The following is a 21,184-nucleotide window of genomic DNA, read 5'->3' on the forward strand; positions in this document are numbered from 1 at the left end:
AAGCTAATGGATTTAATGACAGGTTACAAAATCGAACAGCGCAGTCTGGCTATAATAGAAGATACAGTGGGAGAGCATGGCTTTAATCTAAGGCAGTGGGCAATTGTACGCAGGATGATACATGCCTCGGCTGATTTTACAATTTTGCCTTTAATAAAATTTAATGCAGATCCCATATCAAAAGGAATTGAAGCATTTAAACGGGGCGCAGCAATTATAACCGATAGCACCATGCTAAAAAGCGGTATTTCCAGAGAGCGTCTTTCCCAAATTAATCCTGTTTATGAAAAAGATAATATATTTTGCAATATTGCAGATAATGAAGTTGCCAGGCTGTCAAAGACACATAATTTGCCCCGCTCTATTTTTAATATACGATCACTTAAGGATAAAATCCATAGAGGCATTGTTTGTATAGGCAATGCTCCGACTGCACTTTGGGAAATTGTAAGGCTTATAAAAGAGGAGGGCATTGTACCTGACTTGATATTTGCAATGCCGGTAGGTTTTGTTAATGTTGTTGAAACAAAAGATATGATTAAGCAAACGGATCTTTCCTATATATTAATGGAAGGCCCGCGCGGCGGCACAACTTTTGTTGTAGCGGCTGTTAATGCAATTGCCATATTGGCATTGGAGGAAATTAATAAATGAAAGCAATTATCTTGCTCGGACACGGCAGCCGGGTACCTGGTGCAGGAAAGGATATGGAGACGGCTGCACGGATGCTTGAAGAAAAATATCAACTGGATATTGTTGAATGCTGTAATATGTCACGGCTCGGGCCGCATTTTCCGGAAACACTTAAGACATGTGTTTTAAAAGGAGCAACGGAAGTAATCTTAATTCCCTATTTTTTGAACATGGGACTTCATATCCGGCTTGATATTCCTGAAATGATGAAAGAAGAGGCCGAAAAATACCCTGGTATCCGCCTGATTTATGGAAAACAGTTAGGCTTTGATGAAGCTTTTGTGGATATATTGTATAAACGAATTGAGCAATCTTTAAAATTGCCTGATGTAAGAGAAATAGAACTTTTGCCGCGGGAAAAATTTCCTGTTCCCGAAGGCCAGGGAGAATTTGTGGAAATGTCACCTGAAGAGGCAAAGAAATTTGCAAGCGGTCATAGCCATTTGCACCAACATTCGCATGAACACTGAAAAAAAGAATAAACTGCGAGAAGGTTTTACTACCGGAACATGTGCTGCTGCCGCTGCAGGGGCTGCTGTTGAAGCATATTTCGGGAATCCGCCAAATGCCGTTTTAGTGGATTTGCCGGATAATAATGCAAATATGTCCGTTGATATTAAATCAATAAAATCCCTGCAAATCAAAGAAGGGATAAATATAGAAGCTATTGTTATAAAAGATGCCGGAGATGATCCTGATATAACAAATGGTGCGCAAATCGGCGCGCAAGTTACTATTGTTGAAAGTAAAGTCAATCGGATTACAATAAAAGGCGGGGCAGGGGTGGGAAAAGTAACCCGGCCCGGATTGCCTGTAAATATAGGTGAATCCGCCATTAATCCGGTTCCTTTAAAAATGATAGAACATGAAATAAAAAAACGCCTGCCGCAAGATAAGGCTTTTTCTGTGACAGCCGTTATTTTTGTTAAAAACGGTGAAGTACTGGCAGGAAAAACCCTTAATCCGAGATTAGGCATTGTGGGGGGGCTTTCTATTTTAGGAACACACGGCATTGTTAAGCCTTTTTCTGCCAAAAGCTATCAGGACACAATCGATATATGCTTAAGATCCGCCCGATATGATAATCAAAAGATTTGTATCTTATCTACTGGCCGAAAAAGTGAAAAATTGGCGCAGAAGATGTATGAGCATTTTAGTGAAAGATGTTTTGTGCAAACAGCCGATTTTTTCTCATATGCATTACAAAAAGCGTCTGATCTGGGATTTGAACATATTATTCTTTCTTGTTTTTTTGGTAAATTATGCAAATGGGCCATGAATATGGCATACACTCATGCAAAATCCGGCTTGATAGATTTTAAATATTTGTCCAAAGCAGCATTTGAAGCCGGACTTTCAGATGAATTTTGCCGGTTTGTAGAGGGTGCTAATAATTCCAGGCAAATTTTTGAATCAGCACATAAAGAAGTGCCGCTTTTTGTGGATATAATCGGTGAGATGGCGATTGGAAATGCCTGGGCCACTGTAAACCAAAAACCTATGGTCACAATTTGTCTATGGGACTATCATGAGAAGTTTTATAAAAAATGGGAAATAAAGGCAGTATAACAAATAAAGACAAGATACGTGTTATTGGTTTGAATATAACAGGTGAACCAATGTCTTCAAAGAAACGTCAATATATAAAAAATGCCGATGTGCTGATCGGCGGTAAAAGACAACTTGAACAGGCAAAGTTTTTTAATGGAAAAACCATTTTAATTACCGGAGATATTGAGTCTTTAATAGATGAGATTAAACAGTGTATTAAGAAAAATTTAAATGTTGCAGTACTTGCATCCGGAGATCCTTTGCTTTTTGGAATAGGAAATACTTTAATTCAACACTTCGGCATAGATGCTGTAGAAATTTATCCTGGTATATCCGCAGCCCAGGTAGCGCTTTCAAGGCTTGGCTTAAAAACCGATGAAGCGGTAATCATAAGCAGGCACGGTACGCACACGGATGATTTGCTAAGATTATTGAATCATAACACAGGGGTTATTTTAACTTCAAATACGTACAGTCCTTATGAAATAATACAAGAGCTTATTAAAAGATATCCGCAAACAAAGAAATGGACTGGGCATGTGTGTCAATGTCTGGGAACAAAAGATGAAATTATACAAAGCGGACAACTGCAACAACTATGTTCATATAATACATTCCGGGTTCCAAATATTCTTGTTGTACAAAACCCTGATCCGGCTGCTTCAATTCGGATATCTGCAGAATTTGGCCTTCCCGATGATGCTTATGAACATGATGCAAATATGATTACACACCCTGAGATTCGTGCCATAACTCTCTCAAAGCTTAAACTCGGCAATGCCGAAATATTATGGGATGTAGGAGCAGGGTCAGGCTCTGTAGGAATTGAATCAGCACTTCTTAATCCGTATGCCAGGGTGTTTTGTATTGAAAAAAATACCGAAAGAATAGAAAATATTATAGCCAATGCGAAAAAGCATAAAGTAAATAATGTCTTCGTTATTGAGGGGCATGCTCTGGAGGAGTGTTTAACTTTGCCTGCACCGGACAGAGTATTTATAGGCGGTGGAGGTGAAGACCTGCCCGATCTGCTGTCTCTTTGTTATCAGCGCCTTTCAAGTGAAGGTATTATGGTTGTTAATACCGTAACCATTGAATCGTTTGAAGTTGTCCGTACCTTTTTTAAGCAAATTAATAAAGAGATTGAATGTATAAGTATTCAGATTTCCCGCTTACATACAATAGCCAAATATCATACACTTAAACCTGAAAATCCGATAACCCTGTTTGGAATAAAAAAATGAAAAATGAGAAGCAAAGAAATTTATATTTTGTCGGTTTAGGCCCAGGTGATCCGGAGCTTTTAACAGTAAAATCCATCCGCTTGATTAAAGAATGTGATGTTTTGTTTGTTCCGGTTCGCAAAAAAAATTCAACCGAATCCATGGCATTAAATATTATCTCAGATAGCATTGATTTGAAAAACAAACGGATAGTTTTTCTTCATTTTCCAATGGTAAAAGGAGCGCAAAATATACTTGATGCAATGGAGCCGGCGGCACAATCCGTTCAGGAGCAGTTGAAGGAAAACGAATCCGGTGTATTTATTACACTGGGATGTTCAACCATATATTCAACAGCCGGAAATCTTTTTTTGGTACTTTGTGAAAAAGGCATTTCAATGCATTTTGTTCCTGGGGTAAGCTCTGTCAGCGGAACTGCGGCAGCATCCGGTACTCCGCTTGTATATTCGGAAGAAAAACTGGCAATATTGCCGGCAACGTATTCAATGGATCAGATTGAATCATGCCTGGATGTTTTTGAAACGGTAGTACTTATGAAAGCGCATTCCAGTATGGATATGATTTTGGAATTGGTAGCAAAAAAAGGTTTTCTTAAATCATCGTTTGTAGTGGAAAAGGCTAGTACGAATGAAGAAAAAGTACGCTTTCTGTCCGATATCTCCGCAGGATATCGACCTCATTATATGAGCACAGTAATTATTAAGAAAAATATATAAGGAGAAAAACATATTATGGCCATTGTAAGCTTTATCGGCGCAGGCCCTGGAGATCCTGAACTCATTACTTTAAAGGCGGTCAATCGGATCAGATCGGCAGGCATAATAATATATGCCGGGTCTCTGGTTCCGAAAAGCGTATTTCTCCCTCATACGAATTTGTCGGAAGAAAATATTATCAGCTCTGCTGATCTGACTCTTGAAGAAACTCATCAACTTATGGTTCAAACGGTTTTAAAAGGTGAAAACGTGGCAAGGATTCATACCGGCGATCCTTCTATTTATGGCGCAATTTATGAACAGATGGCGCTTTTGGATGAGGATGGAATTGATTATGAAGTAATCCCTGGCATATCTTCGGCTATGGCAGCAGCAGCAGCACTTAAAACGGAATTTATGATTCCCGACGGCACACAAACGGTAATGTTTACACGCAGCCATGGAAAAACACCAGTGCCGGAGCTTGAAGATCTGGAAAAACTTGCCTCACACCAGTCAACTATGGTTATTTTTTTAAGCGCCCATAAAGCGGATGCGGTCGTTGAAAAATTGAGTAAGCATTATCCTGTAAAGACTCCGGCTGTTATTGCTTACCGTATTGGCTGGCCCGATGAAATGATCATCAGAACCACAATCGGAGGTATTTCTTCCTGTATAAGCGAAAAGCGGATTCATAAACAGGCTCTTATTATGGTGGGAGAAGTGTTTGCCGAAAAGAAGAGATTAAATACAAGATCGGTTTTATACGGCAAGGAAAAAAATGAACGATCAAATGGATAAGAAAGAAATTGCCGTTTGGACTCTTAATGAAAATGCACTTCGCCTGGCCTTTAAATGTGCTGACATTATAAACGCTAAAGCCCTGTTTACACCATCTGCCAAAGCAAACGGTTATCAGGACGTTCGGCTTATCGTATATGATCGTTTCACGCAAAGTCTTACAGAACATTTTTATGAATATGAAGCACATATCTTTATTATGGCTTCAGGAATTGTGGTGCGCTCTATTGCTCCTCTTATACGAGACAAGGCAAGTGATCCGGCAGTATTGGTGATAGATGAAAAAGGCAAACATGTTATCAGCCTGGTATCCGGCCATCTTGGCGGAGCCAATGATTTGTCTGCCAGGGTTGCAAGTGCTTTGGGTGCAGAGCCGGTCATCACAACAGCAACTGATGTAAGCGGTATTGTAGCGGTTGACGAAATTGCCCAGAGGATAGGCGCAAAAGTAGAAAATAAGGAAATGATCAAAAAAGTTTCTGCTTCTATGCTAAATAATGCTCCGGTTGCGTTAATTTGTGATTATGAGTTGTTTGAAACATATTACGGGAAAGCAGGCTATAAGCCGGATCATTTTGAAAAGCCTAATGCCGCTGCTCTTAGTAACTATGCTGCTGTATGCTTTATAACTGAAAAAATCTTTGAACTGGACAAAGAACTTTTGGAAAAATCACTTTTCATTCGTCCGCATAGTCTGTTTGTAGGTATCGGGTGCAACAAAAATACATCACAAAAAGAAATATCCGATGCAGTATGCGAAGTGTTTGAGCAGCAAGGGCTTTCTCCGATTTCTATAGCCGGTGTTTTTACTATTGATAAGAAAAAAGATGAAGCAGGCTTGCTGGAATACGTTCAAACTATTGGTTTGAATCTGCAATATTATAATGCCGAAACACTGGATAATATTGATGCAGAGGGCATGTCGGCACCTTCTGCGTATGCACAAAAATATGTTAAAGCAAAAGGTGTGGCTGAACCTGCGGCGCTTCTTGGCGCAGGTCCGGGATCTCAGTTGATTGTGGCAAAGCAGAAAAAAGGAAATGTTACAGTGGCAGTTGCAAGAAAAAAAGATATTTGTCCGGCAAAAGATAAAGGGAAACTTTTTGTTTTAGGTATAGGCCCGGGTGATCTGGATTATATGACGGAACATGTAAGGCGTGTTCTTAAAAGCAGTGATGTAATAGCCGGGTATGGAAAATATATCGAGTTGGTGGAGCCTGTTATTAAAGGAAAAGAGATTATATCAACAGGCATGACAAAAGAAACCGAACGGGTGGATAAAGCAATACAGGCCGCCGCCGAAGGAAAAACCGTTTCGCTGATATGCTCAGGAGATGCCGGTATATACGGTATGGCCGGTCTTGTGTATGAACGGATGGTAAGCGCCGGTATAGAGATTGATATAGAAGTATCGCCCGGTGTAACAGCTGCCGCCGCCGCCGCATCTCTTTTAGGTGCGCCTTTAACAAATGATTTTATCACAATCAGTCTTTCGGATTTATTGACCCCAACAGAAACTGTTATAAAGCGGATAGAAATAACTGCTGCATCGGATATGGTTACGGCCGTATATAACCCTGTAAGCAAAAGGCGAAAAGAATTAATAACCAGATTGCAGGCGGAATTTCTTAAATACAGAGATAAAAAAACTCCGGTTGGTGTTGTTACCCATGCTTTAAGAAAAGGCCAGAAAAAAGAAATACGTACTCTTAGTAATTTTCTTGATTGTGATATGAATATGAATTCTGTTATTATTATCGGAAACAGCGATACGGTAGTTATTAACGGTCATATGGTCACGAAGCGCGGTTATGAGCGAAAGACATAAAATATAATGAAAACAAAAGCGGTTCTTATAGCCGGTGCTTCCAGCGGATCGGGTAAAACCACGCTCACTTTGGGCCTGATGGCTGCACTTAAGAAAATGGGGCTTGATGTTTGTGGTTTTAAGAGCGGGCCTGATTATATTGATCCCAGCCTTCATAAAATAGTAACCGGTAAACCCTCTATTAATCTTGATACCTGGATGATGCCTAAAGAATATTTAGAACGTTCCTTCCAATCCCGTGCAGCAATAGCTGACATTTCCGTAATTGAAGGAGTTATGGGTATCCATGATGGACGGCTTCCTGATTCATCCCAGGGTTCTACAGCCGAACTGGCGGCATGGCTTAAAGTTCCGGTAGTACTTATTGTGAATGCAAACTCTATAGCCAGGACTGCGGCAGCAATAGTAAACGGGCTTGTTGATTTTGATCCAACTGTCAATATAATCGGTGTTGTGTTTAACAATGTAGGTAGCATAAAGCATTATGAAATTCTGGAAAAAGCTGTAAGTACCTATTGTAGTGTTCCGGCACTTGGCTGTATTCCCAAAAATAATGATATTGATATTCCCTCAAGGCATTTAGGTCTTTACATGGGAGAAGACGGAATTCTTGATAATTCTAAAATAAAAGTTCTTGCAGATACTGTTTCAAAAAATGTGGATATCGATAAAATACTTTTACTTTCCGAAATGGATATAAAACATACGGATTTGTTTTCATCCTCATCTGATAATTTGTCCGGGCATAAACCCAAGCGCATAGCCATTGCCAGAGACAAAGCCTTTTGCTTCTACTATGAAGATAACTTTGAGATCCTTAAACATCTTGGATATGAAATTGTTTTTTTCAGCCCCACAGATGATACTACATTGCCAGAGGATGTGGATGCCTATTATTTCGGGGGCGGATATCCGGAGCTATATGCAAAAGCATTGTCTGAAAATAAAAAAATGCGAAAAGCTATATCTGAACAAAGCCTAAAAGGCGCTTTCATATATGGTGAATGTGGCGGTCTTATGTATCTTGGTGAATTTTTAACTACAGTTGACGGCCAGTCATATCCCATGTGCGGATGCCTTCCATATAGTACGGCTATGAAATCAGGGCTTCAGTCGCTTGGATATACCGAAGTAAAGCCATTAAAGAATTTTCTTTTTTTAAAACAGGGTATACCGATTCGCGGTCACTGTTTTCACTATTCACAAATGATAAGCAATGATAAAAATCTGATGGAAAATATTTATACAGGAAATCCGGCAGACAAAGCACAGGGGTATCGCTTGAAAAATACCCTGGCGTCATACGTACATTTACATTTTTCTTCTTTGATCGAAATATAATATCACCACCTTAATCCTATCAAAAAGAGAAATAAAACTGCCTGTTATTTTATTTAATTGATTCAGGCTGAATCAATGAGAGATTGATAGAACAGGCAATGGCACCTGAAGGATGAAAAAAGGAAAACGTACATTTTCAAAGAGCAAAATCTAACATTTAAAAAATAGGAGGTATAAATGTCCATGATCAGCCAAAGCGTACTTGAAGAATTTGCACCCTTGGTAAACTTGCACCCATATGACATGCACAGGCCTGTTTGCATAAGCAACTTTCTCTATCAGACAAATCCTGCGTTGTATTTGTATGACTCAGGAGGCAATATTCTGGCCAAGGACATTAGCTATCAGATACTATCCGATGAGAAGTATAATCAAGAAGGAAATTATCTTGGCTATCCATCGGATGACGATTATCCAACAGCTTCTAAAGATTACCAGACAGGTGACCCGTTAACCAGTGATGGCACTAGTCCGGCGCATATGTACGTTAAAGTCTTGGACAAAGATAAATACTATAATTTGGTCTATGTAATGTTCTATGTCATTAACGGATTCCAGCTATTTCGTATTGAAATTGACGACTATATTTCTTCGAAAAAACATGCGAATTTTGAATGGGCCCGATTTGCTCGCCATGGAGCGGATGTCGAGCATGTTACCGTATCCATCGACAAAGATGCCACAAAAGTATTGGGTGCTTATTACAGCCAACATAGCGGCAGCCTATGGATACAAAACCCACCCAAGCAAGATAATCATGTGATTGTGTATTCAGCCTGGAATAGTCATGCAAATTATTGTTCGCCTTGCGATACGAATCTGAATCCCGGAAACTTACCGATACCTGACATGCCTCCTATCAGATGGATGGAGATTATAGACACGACAGAAGTCAAAGATTCAAAACACGATAAGGACTACTCATACGGCATGCCATCTCCGTACTATGATAATCCGCTTTGGAAACCCTGGGAGAGCAACGGCCAAGTAGTTAATGTAGACGAAGATCAGGCATGCATAGATTTTTTTAATTTCAAGGGACATTATGGTCCGAACCCTCTGGATAACACCCACATAGACACGCCCCCGGATATGCCTGAAGACGCACACAAAATACTTTTCGTCGAGGCAAAAATTATCGAGCCCCTCTTGCCCTCCTCTATAATTAAATGCCCTGGTCCGGAATCTCCACAATATCAGCATGGCGGTTGGTGGGCGGACCTGGAAGCTTGAGTTAATGCCTATTGGCCAGAGGGTCGGGCCAGTTAATAATTGCTGTTAATTAAACCACGGGCTATGCCCGTGCGATCCTAAAAGGTTCGACCGTTCCGGCGGGGGAGAAAACAAGGTATAGGTTCTTCCTCAGGGAAAGCTCTGGAAAGGAGCAGGAGGAAGAACCTATGAAAGATTGGAAATCATTATCACATGTAATGTGGGACTGCAAATACCACTTGGTATTTGTTTCTAAATATCGCCATAGAAAGATATGTGGAGAAACCAGATAGAGAATTGGAGGAATCATCAGGGATTTGTGTAGACGAAAAGGGATGGAAATGCATGAGGGGCATGCGAAAGACGACCATATCCATTTACTTTTGAGTATTCCGCCAAAACACAGTATTTCAAATACAGTAGGATTTATAAAAGGTAAAAGCGCAATCAGGATTCACAGGGAGGTATTAAATACCAAGAGGATGACCGGATTGAGTTTTTGGGCGACAGGATATTGTATAAGCACGGTTGGATTAGATGAAGATACAATAAGGAAATATATCAAAGAGCAAGACAAACAAGACGAATAGATAATTAGCTCCTTCAGGGGCTTTCCCTATGACAATGCCCCCTTCAAGGGGGCTTCATCAAACCACGTCCTATGGGCGTGGTAGGTGACTTTTGAGATTCTCAAACATCATGGATATGAAATTGTTTTTTTCAGCCCCACAGATAATACTACACTACCAGAGGATGTTGATGCCTATTATTTCGGGGGCGGATATCCGGAGCTTTATGCAAAAGCACTGTCAGAAAATAAGAAAATGCGAAAAGCTATATCTGAACAAAGCCAAAAAGGCGCTTTCATATATGGTGAATGTGGCGGTCTTATGTATTTGGGTGAATTATTAACTACAGTTAACGGCCAGTCATATCCCATGTGCGGATGCCTTCCATACACTACAGTCATGAAATCAGGGCTTCAGTCACTCGGATATACCGAAGTAAACCCATTAAAGGATTTTCTTTTTTTAAAACAAGATACTCCGGTACGCGGTCACTGTTTTCACTATTCACAAATGATAAACAATGATAAAAACCGGATCGAAAATATTTATACAGGAAATCCGAAAGAAAAAGCCAAAGGATTTCGCTTAAGAAATACTTTGGCGTCATATGTACATTTGCATTTCTCTTCTTTGGTCAAAATCTAACTTCATTACCTTCATCCTATCAAAAAGAGAAAGAAAACTGCCTGTTATAAAAAGTTTATTCTTTGCTAATATTTAGTTTTGTGTTATAGCCACACTAATTCTGTTTTTTGAAATAAGTCTTTTTATAAATATCAGGTATTAAAGAGAAATGAGCCAAAGTATGAAATTATACTTTCATGTATTTTCATGAAGTCTTGGAAAAGCTACTCGATATATCAGATAGTAATGGTTGCCAATATATTAGGGAGTGTCCCAACTTGCTCAGAAATGTCAATTGGAGGCGGGAAAACTTATATTTCACGACCGAACCCCAAGCTATGCCCGAACAGATATTGAATAAGGAAGGTTATAATGAGTAATTTTCACGACCCTGTTAGGCAGTTAAAATATTTAAGACAAACCCTTTCTCAAAACAAAAAACCTCTCGGTTTTTTTCTTTCGGCAGGTTGCCCATTAGCTGTAAATATGCCTGAGGGCAAAAGTCCTCTCATTCCAGATATTGCTGGGCTCACAAAATTTGTAAGTGAGGAACTTCAATCGAAAGATAAGAATCAGAAAAATAATTATGACTTATTGCTTGAAGAGTTAATTAAAACTGGCAACAAGAATCCTAACATCGAAGATATTTTAAGTTTTGTTCGTGGACTGAAACAAGTCTCAATTGGTGCAAAAGATGTGAGAGGGTTGACTGAAAATGATTTGAAGAAATTAGAAAAAGATATCTGTAAAAAAATAGTAGAGAAAACAAATGTTGGATTGCCAAATCGTGAGACCCCTTACCATCAATTAGCACAATGGATCCATTTGATTGACAGAGGTGATTCCCCTATTGAATGTTTCACCACAAATTATGATTTACTGACAGAACAAGCGTTTGAAGAAACTGGGGTTGCTTACTTTGATGGTTTCGTTGGCTCAAGACAGCCCTTTTTTGATTTAAGAGCAATCGAAGATTCTCTGATTCCAAAACATTGGACTCGACTTTGGAAAGTACACGGCTCAATAAATTGGTATCTTAATTTAAATCAAGAAATTTACCGTTCAACAGAGGTCAAGGCAGGTGACTCCTGCATTATTGACCCTTCGCACTTGAAGTATGATCAAAGCAGAAAATTGCCATACTTGGCTTTAATTGATCGGTTGAATTCTTTTCTCAGACAAACATCCGCAGTTTTGATTACAACCGGATATTCATTTCGTGATATGCACTTGAACGATACAATTATGAACGCATTAAAAGCAAACCCAACTGCAATGGTTATTGCTCTTCTTCATGATACATACACTTATAAAGACAAGGAAGGAAAAATATTTATCCGATATGAAAAAGCATTTTCTTATGCCAAGGATAGATTTAATTTGAGTGCATGGACTTTTGATGAAGCAGTTATTGGTGGACAACAAGGAAAATGGAAAGTATCAAAAACTGAAACATTAACTGATGAAAATTTAGCTGATGCAATCATTCAAAATACTGAAACAAAAAAGGCAGAATGTGCTAATGCGAAAGAAGAAATTATCATTCACTACCAATTGCAACTGGGAAATTTTGCAAAACTTGGGAATTTTCTTCAAGCTCTTATTGGTTTAGAACAATTTAAAATAGACGATGCAAAATAAATCAACATACTTAGGGACTATACAAGATGTTAATGGAACAACCGTTAGCGTTACGCTTGCTAATGAATCTCTTTCAGGATTAACTTATGTTGACGGAGAAGGTTATCGAATAGGACAGATAGGAAGCTTTGTAAAAATCCCTATCGGCTATATTGATTTGTTTGGAATAGTAACCCAAGTTGGTGCAAGCGCAGTTCCCGAAAAACAGGCAAAGCATCAGCCCTATGGTAATCGTTGGCTCACAATTCAACTTGTTGGAGAAGGGCAACGAAACGGAAAATTTGAAAGAGGAATTTCTCAATATCCTACCATTAGCGATGAAGTTCATTTGGTTTCCGAATCTGATTTGAAAAGGATCTACGGTCAACCTGATAAACCATATTTTGTAAAAGTCGGACACATTGCAGGTGCGGAATCTATTTCAGCATTGATTGATGTAAATAAACTCATCACACGACATAGTGCAGTAGTTGGAACAACAGGTGCAGGAAAGTCAACGACAGTAGCAGGTATTTTATCTGCGTTATCTGATTCAAAAAACTATCCGTCTGCCAGAATAATAATTCTCGACATCCATGGTGAATATGGCCAAGCATTCAGAGGTAGAGCTAATATTTTCAAAGTGAATGCAGACAAAGACCACAAAAGCCAAGAGAATGAGTTATATCTTCCATATTGGTCTCTAAATTTTGACGAACTCACTCAGATTTGTTTCGGAGATTTTAGCAATGAAAAAGAAAAGGAAAAAAGTGCTTTAATAGAAAGAGTGTTAGCTCAAAAAGAAAAAACACTTTTAAAGTATCCTAAGAAAGGAGTTTCAAAAGAAACTCTCAGTGTTGACAGCCCAATTCCATTTAGACTAAACCAGCTTTGGTTTGAACTTTGGAACGAAACATTCTTTACATTTTATTCAGACAAAGGAAAGAAACCTCTAAAGGAAAATTGGGCATATGAACAAGATAAAGATGGCAATGAATTGAAAGGTGATGCTACAAGTGCAACCCCACCCCGATTTAAACAAGTTAAAAATGTCAAAGAGGATGAAGAAAAGATTCAATACGGAACAAGCACTTTAAATATTAGAGGTCAACTTGAGACACTAGGTTCTAAACTTAGAATCCCTCGTTACGATTTTCTTTTTCACCCAGGGAAATTTACACCTGAGTTAGATGGTAAAGTTGAAAGCGACCTCGATTCATTATTAAAAGAATGGATTGGAAGCGATAAGCCAATAACTATTCTCGATCTATCAGGCGTGCCTATTGATATTCTTAACACCATTGTAGGAGTTTTGCTAAGAGTTCTCTATGAAGGATTATTTTGGTCAAGACGTTTATCACAAGGCGGCAGACATAGACCTCTATTAGTTGTAATGGAAGAAGCTCACAATTATCTGAACGATAATTTCAAAGGCATTGCTTCAAGTGTTGTTCAGAGAATTGTAAAGGAAGGTAGGAAGTACGGTATTGGAGCAATGATTGTAAGCCAAAGACCTTCTGAAATTAACTCTACAATTCTTTCTCAGTGCGGAACATTTTTCGCAATGCGCCTTGCTAATGCTACTGACAGAGGCCACATCAGTGCCGCTTTGCCTGATAATTTAGACGGGCTGACAAATATGTTACCAATTCTTAGAACTGGTGAAGCAATAATTATTGGCGAATCTGTAAAATTGCCTATGAGAACAATTATTGAAGCACCACCAAAAGAGAAAAGACCGGATAGCCAAGACCCGATTGTTTATGATGAAACACCAACTGAAGATTCATTACAGCCAGGTGGTTGGGGTATGCCAATGGAACCAAACCCAAATTATGAAGAATTTTTAGAAGTATGGAGAGCCCAAAACCCATTTCTATCAAGAGTAAAGGAAGAATTAAAAATGAAAAGAACACCAGTTGATTCATCAAACATTTCATCAATAGGATTTGATGAAGGATCAAACACTCTCGAAGTAGAATTTCATAGCGGTGCAGTTTACCAATACTTCGATGTTCCTTTGAATGTTTATAATGGTATAATGGAGGCAAGTTCTAAAGGAAAATATTTTGCACAACATATCAAAGGGTATTTTCGCTATGCAAAAGTATAAGTATAAATCATTGGCACGAAATGAATAATGGGCTTGCCCATTTGTATCCCATTAGATTCCTAAGGAAGATAAAGTATCCCGAGAGCGCAGGTAAAAACCGGCAAGGAGTAGTGAGTGAAAGAGTCATGCGGTGAAGGAGGAAAAGTTGGGGATGGGTATTGCTATATTGATTGATCGACAAAACGGGGGGGTGATAGTGGAAGGGTAAATGGTCTATATCAATTTCTAAATACCCGACCCTAAACACGCCCCGAAGTATTTACGGTAGTCGTATCCTTGTGTTTGTGATGCTATGTTGTCTTCGCAAATAGTCTACCATTAGTAATGAAAGCAATGTATTTTAATTGGAGGCGATAATGCGCTATATCAGAACAATTGAATCCTTTAACCGGTCTGCAATCCGAGAAACCCCGGATAGTTTTTGGCATCTCTATGGGTCAATTTTATCGAAAATTTTTGGTGAGATAGCAAATGATGATGACTTATTAGAGCAATGTTATTCTCCGATAAGAAGCAGAGATTTCGATGAGCAATTTATTCTCTCAATAACTACAGGTATTCCAGGTGCTTTACTATGTCCTGGTAATTTTAGTCCTTCATCCTTTCTAAATGAGCGTCTTCCATCTATTCAAGATTCGTATCACCCATATTTAATTATTGGGGATGTTGGTTCTGGCAAAACCACATTTATCAATCATTTCTTTAAAATCGAGGCAAAAAAACTTCATTTGGATGATAGAATAGAAGGATTATTAATTGATTTAAGAGAAATTGGATCTGAGGATGCTGACATCTTAGATATCTTAGAGAATAAAGTCGATGCTATATTAACAACAAAATATCCTGATATCTCAAAACCAGATCTAAATTTTGGCCTTATTTTATTTGATAAGGAGCTGGCATGCTCAGAAAATTTGTATTTAGAACTTGAAAAACTTGTTGATAAGAAAGCTGCTGATACCGAAAGATTAAATGACATATTAAAAAATATCAGAAACAAAAGAGCATTTAATGCTGCAAGGATTCGGTACATCACAAATGTTATAAATAAAAAAGTTTATTTAATATTCGATAATGTTGATCATTATAGCCTCGACTTTCAAAATAGAGCATTCGGAGTTGGATCAGGACTAAGAGCAGAATATAATTGCCCAATCATCATGACGACAAGATCATATACTGTGCCAACAGCGTTAACTCATTCTTGGATATCCGCCTATCAACCAAGGTTTTTAAACCTATCTTCACCTAACATAAAAGAATTATTAAAAAAAAGAATTGATTATGCTTTAAGCTCAACTGTAATTAAATCCTTATTTGAAAAAATTGGAAAAAATGAAATACAAATAGAGTCTTTATCCGGTAAAAAGCTGTTATTTGATATCGATTCATTAAATGAATTGTTAAAGTTTGCTCTTGATTCTCTATTAAGTGAAGAGCTTTTGAACTTTATCGAGAGAATGGCCGGTGGTGATTATCGATATATGCTGAAAATGATTAGAGTTGCACTTTCTTCCGGATATATTTATCCAGAAGAAAGACAAGAGAAATACTCAAATATTAGATATTATGATTTTCTAAGAGCGATTATGCTTGGTAACAACTTATACTACGTAGGAGATAATCCTTCTACTTTGATTATTAATCTTTTTGATAATGAAGATAAACAATCGCCTTTTAATAATCTTATTAGATTAAGAACGTTGCAAGCGTTAGATATATTTTCAAATAAAGTGTTTGTTCCTAAACTAATTGAAACTATGGAAGTAATTGGATACCCTAAAGATGCTGTAAAATCAGTGTTGGATTTATTTCTAGAGGCTGCTTTGGTTGAGGCTCCTCATTATGAAGGTACTAAGATTAATGATCATATAAGTTTTATTCGGCTTACCTTTAAGGGTAGGGAATATTTAAATAGTCTTTGCTCAGAAACTGCATATCTTGATTGCATAAAACATTCATCATTTATGAGTGAAGAATATCATAATTTAATGATGGAATTATATGAAAAAAAGGACATAGCTAAAGCCAATCGAATAAAAAACAGATTAGATTCTACAGAAGTTTTTATTACATATTTGATAGAACAAGAAGAGATTGAAGGTAAACGTGTAGAAGATCTTGGGGAGGAAGCAAAAAAACAATATACTAAGTTCCCCAAAATAGGTGAAATAATCCTTCCGCCTTTTAATCAAACTCGATCTTTAATTATGAGTCGCCAAAAATAGAGGGTTGTAACTATGTCTAAATATTCGCTTAATCCGAATCTATGTAAATATATTGATAAACGATATATATTTAGATTCTATACAACTGATAGACTTATAGATGCTTTAGAAAACATAGAGTATAAAGAAGGTATTGTCACTTTTTGGCTTTGTGGAACTTTTGATATAGCAATACTGGATATATTAAATTGCGAACCTGCTATACAGTTTTTGCTTAGTGATAAAAAACACTATTTGGAGGAAGCCTTAATCTTTATTGCAGAAAAATTTTATATGTTTAATGGAGTAGAGATTGGAAATAAGGCCATCAATGACTCTACTATTGATATAGAGAGCCATTTGTGTGGAATCTACAGTGCACTCGCATGTGATCAACAATTAGAGGAGAATCATGAATACCTTAAACGGAACTATCTAATCGAAAATATCGCTATAAACAATTCAGAAAAACTTAGAAGAGCTTTTATACTAATTGGCTCTTATTCTAGATCTGAAAAAGATGCTGAGAAATTAGTTTCTGATGTTTTAACAAAACTCGATAAGAATAAAATTATTATAAATTTTATTCAAGGGAGCAGTATAAAAGGAGTAAATTATTTAATTGAAGTTTTATCAGAGAGTTCGTTTAGAGATGAGTTTATTTGGTCATTACATGATTATGCCAAAATAAATAATCTTCAAATTAAAACCACTACACTTATTTCATTAAAAACGTTTAATAGTGATTATTATAAAGGCATTATTTTGCCAAGAGTAAGCCCAAAAGCATATGAAGCATTGAGTTTTGTACCTCAGATCAAAGGTATATGTGATCGAATACCTATGAAAATAAAACTAGTAGAGGATATATATGCAAACTACAAAGAATGCGCTGGTGTTATTAATGATAAAAGTTTTTATGAAGTTTATGAAAAAGCGGCTAAACAAGTTTTATCATCCATTGTGACAGAAAAACTTATCGATAATACAGCATATTACATTCGATGTGCAGAAAAACTAGTGCCTATAGTTTCTTCTGCAATTTTAGCAAATTATGGCGGAATTGAAAATTGGGATGTTATGTTATCGGATTTGAGTATACGTGTAAGCAAGAATCCATTAACTTTAGGAAAGGTGCGCAGAATCTTTGAGGAATGGGTAAAAAACGGAAGAAATGAATTTTTTAATAATGAAGATGTAGATAATTTAAATGTTATTAACTTAACGAGAAATAATTTAGTTCACTCATCAGAAGAAAATATGATTGATTTTGAAGCTTTTATAAACGGTTTTAAAAGACTTTCACAATTTGTATTAAAAAATTTTAAACAATTATTATTTATGTCAAGAACCAGTGGTGTAAAACCTTATAAAATTGAACAAGTCCAAAATCCAACATTAGAAGCATTAGCGATACAAATACTTAATGCGAATATGTTTGAAGTAGATGAGGCTGAGTATTACACAGGAAAAGATAGGGCAGATATAACATTTGCTTTGGCAAGATTGTTTGGGCAAAGACAAATTAAAATAATAGACATTGGCTGTGGAAAAGGTGCATTATTATATGGACTAAGCGATTTGCCAAAAGAACAATTAAGAACTATAGACTATATTGGTATAAACCACAAAAAAGTCTATCCAATAAAAAAAATGATTGAAGATTTAGGTTTTGAAAATAAAGTTCATTCATCAGAAATTCTTGCTATGCATGAAGTCTATACTAAAAAATTTGACGCTGATTATGCTTTTATAATAGATGTAATGCATGAAATTCCGTTACATGATTTGCACATGTTTATTTCTTTTATTCTAAATTCAATAAAAATAAACGGCTCTATTGAAATAACAGAAACTATGAAAGAATCCGAAGAAGATTATATTGAGTATAGGCCAGAAGACTTTAGATTTTTGTTTAATGATGTTAAAAATTTAGAAACTAATGCAACTGAGCGGATAATTTATTCATTTGGTAACAAAGTTCCTTGCACCATTTGTTCTTTAAGAAAAAGTGGGGAGATAGAAGATATTGATTGGAGTTCTATTTGCATAAAACTCTATAACGATAAAATTGAAAAAATTAACAAATTGATTGCTGATCTGACTAAATCTCAATTGCAGGATGATGTTGAAAGAAAAGCTCAGCTTATTATGCAGCAAAACTATCTATTTAAACAACTACACTTCATAAAAAGCTAATAATTGGGACAGTTCGGGGACGCCCTTGACATTTGTAGTTGCCAATCTAAACATTTTAGGGACAGTTAAGGTACGCCCTTTACATTTGTAGTTGCCAATCTAAACATTTTATATTAAAAAGATAACATGCCAAAAAAAGCAAGAGTAGATGCACCGAGAGCCCTTCATCATATCATTGTACGGGGAATTGAGCGGGTCAAAATATTCAGGACCGATTCCGATCGGGATGATTTTCTGAACCGGTTTGGAAAGTTTATAACCGAAACAAAAAGCCGTTGTTGCGCATGGGCTCTATTATTAAATCATTTTATTTGCTTGTAAAAACCTGATGGAAAATATTTATTCAGGAAATCCGAAAGAAAAAGCCAAAGGATTTCGCGTAAGAAATACTTTGGCATCATATGTACATTTGCATTTTTCTGCCTCTTTATAATTTACTGCATCTCACATTCCCATATACTTCATCTATCTATCATAACTTCTATGTCATGCAGCTTCAAAGGCTTAATCTGAGATAGTTCTTTGTGAAACCGCTGTTCGGACTCCCATAAATCCCAGGCATGTTGGGCATTCAGCCAAAATTCGGGAGAATTCCCGAAAAGACGGGATAATCTCAATGCCATGGCAGGTGTTATGGCCCGCCGTTCTCTTAAAATTTCATTAATTGTCTGGCGTGATACGCCCAAAGCCGTAGCCATTGAAGTAGCGTTCAAATCATAATCCGGCATGAAATCTTCTCTGAGCATTTCGCCGGGATGTGTTGGGGGGAATTCTCTTTTTATAGTGTTTGTAATAGTCATGTTTCTATCCCTCAATGGTAATCAGTTATTTCAACATCGTAGGAATCGCCTTCAACGAAACTGAAACAGATTCGCCATTGGGTATTGATCGATATTGAAATTGACCTTTCCTGTCTTCTTTTAGTGCGTGTAATCGGTTGCTTGGAGGCACCATGAGATCATTTAAGGTTGATGCATAATGTATATATTCCAAACGCCTTATGGCCCGTTTGATTAATTCAGAGGGCGAACGTTTTGATTTGCCTGTTATAAAAAGTTGTTTCGTTTCTTTGTCGGCAAAAGATTTTATCATGAGCCTATTGTAAGCTGTCACGTTATAGTTGCCAATATTCAAACTCATTTTTTTGAGAATAGCAATTTGTTTGCGGTATCTGCTTTAAGGTTTTGTCAGTTCACGTTGATGGTCATGTAATAAATCAATACATCATCATTCCTCCTTTATCATCTCAAAAAGAGAAATAAAACTGCCTATTACAATTAGTTTATCCTTTTATAGTATATTGTTTTGTGTTATAGCCACATAAATTCTGTTTTTGAAATAAAACAGTTTCATGAATCCTAGGTTTTAAAAGGAAAAAGCTAAAGCCTGAAATTATGCTTTCAGATATTTATAGTAATTGGAGTTATTCTGTTCAAAGTGTATTGTTCAGTTTTGAGTGATGTGCTGATCCATTGTTCTGCCAGCATTATTGAACGGGTTAATATGACAAATAAGAGCCAAAAGCGGACTTGACCCCTATCGGTCTTTTTTATCAGTTAAACCATCAATAATAAAAAGGGAGGAGGAATTTGCAAATGAAGAAGCTACGCTTGATATTGGCGATAGGAATATTGACAATTATTTTCTTTGCTGGTCATGCAGCCGCCAGTACTACGATTGAATATGAGCTGGGTGGAGGCTGGACATATGAGGAAGAATATCCAGGCACCCTTACATTGACTGATAACCCTTCTGGTGGGATAACTGCAAATATCGATGTTGGGAGCGAAGCAGGGGGTGGTCTGAATGCATCCAGACATGATTTGCCTGGGTTTTCAATTTTTAATAATGGTTTTATTCAACTAGAATACGGCTCATTAACAAATGCAATAACTGGTTCTGCAGATTTAGGTTTATGTTTAGAACTTGAATTTTATGCTCCAATTAATGCGATTGATATCCGGCATCAATTAGGAATGTCACTAGATATGAATTCTGATGGTTCGGTGGTTTTTGATACTTGGCTTGAAAATGACATAAGCGGTGAAAGAGAAGATTTAGTGTCTGTACCGAATGGACTTTCTATAGAGGGAGGGGCTCTCGGTCTTTATTTCCATGACTCATCTGCAACTCCATACTTTATTGATAATAACTCGAATGTGATATACCTGCCAACAAATTGGGATTTGTCTGCTATCTCTGCTATGCATTTTCCCAGTGTTGACAATGACTATGATGGAAGTACAACATTTGGTGGAACAATTGTGGGTTCTGTTAATCTCCAAAGGGTTGTTTATGGCTCTGGTGCGCCTGCTCCTACTGTCCCCATACCTGGCGCGGTCTGGCTAAGAGCTGGTCGGGAAAAACTGTACAGTTGCTTAAGTGGTAAAGCTGTTCTAAATTGATTTTAAAATATAGAAAGGAGCAGCGGTAAAATGAAGAAATTAAGAAGGAATCATGGAGCAACGTTTAAAGCAAAAGTAGCGA

Annotated in this window: 16 protein-coding genes and 2 pseudogenes; 16 read left to right on the top strand and 2 right to left on the bottom strand. The window is 37.2% G+C overall.

Going from position 1 to position 21,184, the window contains the following annotated elements; translation table 11 throughout:
- The first annotated feature begins 6 nt into the window (after window positions 1–6).
- The 15 genes and pseudogenes from KKC46_19820 (at window position 7) to KKC46_19890 (ending at window position 18,697) form a co-directional block, all read left to right on the top strand.
- Window positions 7–654, top strand: a complete 648-nt coding sequence (locus KKC46_19820) for a precorrin-8X methylmutase (GenBank protein MBU1056050.1) — start codon at window positions 7–9, stop codon at window positions 652–654.
- A complete protein-coding gene (locus tag KKC46_19825; GenBank protein MBU1056051.1) occupies window positions 651–1,163 on the top strand; it encodes a CbiX/SirB N-terminal domain-containing protein in 513 nt (170 codons plus the stop codon). The genes KKC46_19820 and KKC46_19825 overlap by 4 nt, the downstream gene beginning before the upstream one ends.
- Window positions 1,117–2,262, top strand: a complete 1,146-nt coding sequence (cbiD, locus tag KKC46_19830; GenBank protein MBU1056052.1) for a cobalt-precorrin-5B (C(1))-methyltransferase CbiD — start codon at window positions 1,117–1,119, stop codon at window positions 2,260–2,262. The genes KKC46_19825 and cbiD overlap by 47 nt, the downstream gene beginning before the upstream one ends.
- Window positions 2,241–3,488 carry a precorrin-6y C5,15-methyltransferase (decarboxylating) subunit CbiE gene (gene cbiE / locus KKC46_19835; protein ID MBU1056053.1) on the top strand — a complete coding sequence of 416 codons (1,248 nt, stop codon included), beginning with the start codon at window positions 2,241–2,243 and terminating at the stop codon, window positions 3,486–3,488. Before cbiD ends, cbiE begins: the two co-directional genes overlap by 22 nt.
- Entirely contained in the window at window positions 3,485–4,204 is a 720-nt protein-coding gene (gene cobI, locus KKC46_19840; protein MBU1056054.1) for a precorrin-2 C(20)-methyltransferase, read from the top strand. Before cbiE ends, cobI begins: the two co-directional genes overlap by 4 nt.
- 15 nt (window positions 4,205–4,219) lie before the next feature.
- Complete coding sequence (cobM, locus tag KKC46_19845; protein ID MBU1056055.1) at window positions 4,220–4,984, top strand: precorrin-4 C(11)-methyltransferase; 765 nt, start codon at window positions 4,220–4,222, stop codon at window positions 4,982–4,984.
- Window positions 4,965–6,812, top strand: coding sequence for a precorrin-3B C(17)-methyltransferase (gene cobJ / locus KKC46_19850; protein ID MBU1056056.1), 1,848 nt, complete (start codon window positions 4,965–4,967; stop codon window positions 6,810–6,812). Before cobM ends, cobJ begins: the two co-directional genes overlap by 20 nt.
- Window positions 6,813–6,818: 6 nt before the next feature.
- Window positions 6,819–8,153, top strand: a complete 1,335-nt coding sequence (locus KKC46_19855) for a cobyrinate a,c-diamide synthase (GenBank protein MBU1056057.1) — start codon at window positions 6,819–6,821, stop codon at window positions 8,151–8,153.
- Window positions 8,154–8,330: 177 nt separating this feature from the next.
- Complete coding sequence (locus KKC46_19860) at window positions 8,331–9,386, top strand: Vps62-related protein (GenBank protein ID MBU1056058.1); 1,056 nt, start codon at window positions 8,331–8,333, stop codon at window positions 9,384–9,386.
- Window positions 9,387–9,553: 167 nt separating this feature from the next.
- Window positions 9,554–9,955, top strand: a pseudogene (tnpA, locus tag KKC46_19865) (IS200/IS605 family transposase).
- An 84-nt stretch (window positions 9,956–10,039) separates the two neighbouring features.
- Window positions 10,040–10,579, top strand: a complete 540-nt coding sequence (locus tag KKC46_19870) for a hypothetical protein (protein MBU1056059.1) — start codon at window positions 10,040–10,042, stop codon at window positions 10,577–10,579.
- Between the two features lie 351 nt (window positions 10,580–10,930).
- A complete protein-coding gene (locus KKC46_19875) occupies window positions 10,931–12,199 on the top strand; it encodes an SIR2 family protein (protein ID MBU1056060.1) in 1,269 nt (422 codons plus the stop codon).
- The gene (locus KKC46_19880) at window positions 12,189–14,291 is read left to right on the top strand and encodes a DUF853 family protein (protein ID MBU1056061.1); all 2,103 of its coding nucleotides are present in this window, start codon (window positions 12,189–12,191) and stop codon (window positions 14,289–14,291) included. Before KKC46_19875 ends, KKC46_19880 begins: the two co-directional genes overlap by 11 nt.
- Window positions 14,292–14,647: 356 nt before the next feature.
- Window positions 14,648–16,519: a hypothetical protein gene (locus KKC46_19885; protein MBU1056062.1), complete on the top strand. Its 1,872-nt coding sequence runs from the start codon at window positions 14,648–14,650 to the stop codon at window positions 16,517–16,519.
- A gap of 12 nt (window positions 16,520–16,531) precedes the next feature.
- A complete protein-coding gene (locus KKC46_19890) occupies window positions 16,532–18,697 on the top strand; it encodes a hypothetical protein (GenBank protein ID MBU1056063.1) in 2,166 nt (721 codons plus the stop codon).
- A 461-nt stretch (window positions 18,698–19,158) separates the two neighbouring features.
- On the opposite strand, the gene KKC46_19895 is transcribed toward KKC46_19890, so the two are convergent.
- Window positions 19,159–19,497 (bottom strand): HigA family addiction module antidote protein, encoded by a 339-nt coding sequence (locus tag KKC46_19895; protein ID MBU1056064.1) that lies wholly within the window; start codon window positions 19,495–19,497, stop codon window positions 19,159–19,161.
- 11 nt (window positions 19,498–19,508) lie between these two features.
- Window positions 19,509–19,789: pseudogene (locus KKC46_19900) on the bottom strand (type II toxin-antitoxin system RelE/ParE family toxin).
- Between the two features lie 503 nt (window positions 19,790–20,292).
- Between KKC46_19900 and KKC46_19905 the strand changes: the two are divergent.
- Window positions 20,293–21,102, top strand: coding sequence for a hypothetical protein (locus KKC46_19905; protein ID MBU1056065.1), 810 nt, complete (start codon window positions 20,293–20,295; stop codon window positions 21,100–21,102).
- Window positions 21,103–21,184: the final 82 nt, after the last annotated feature.

It is taken from the genome of Pseudomonadota bacterium (assembly GCA_018817425.1).
GTDB lineage: Bacteria > Desulfobacterota > Desulfobacteria > Desulfobacterales > RPRI01 > RPRI01.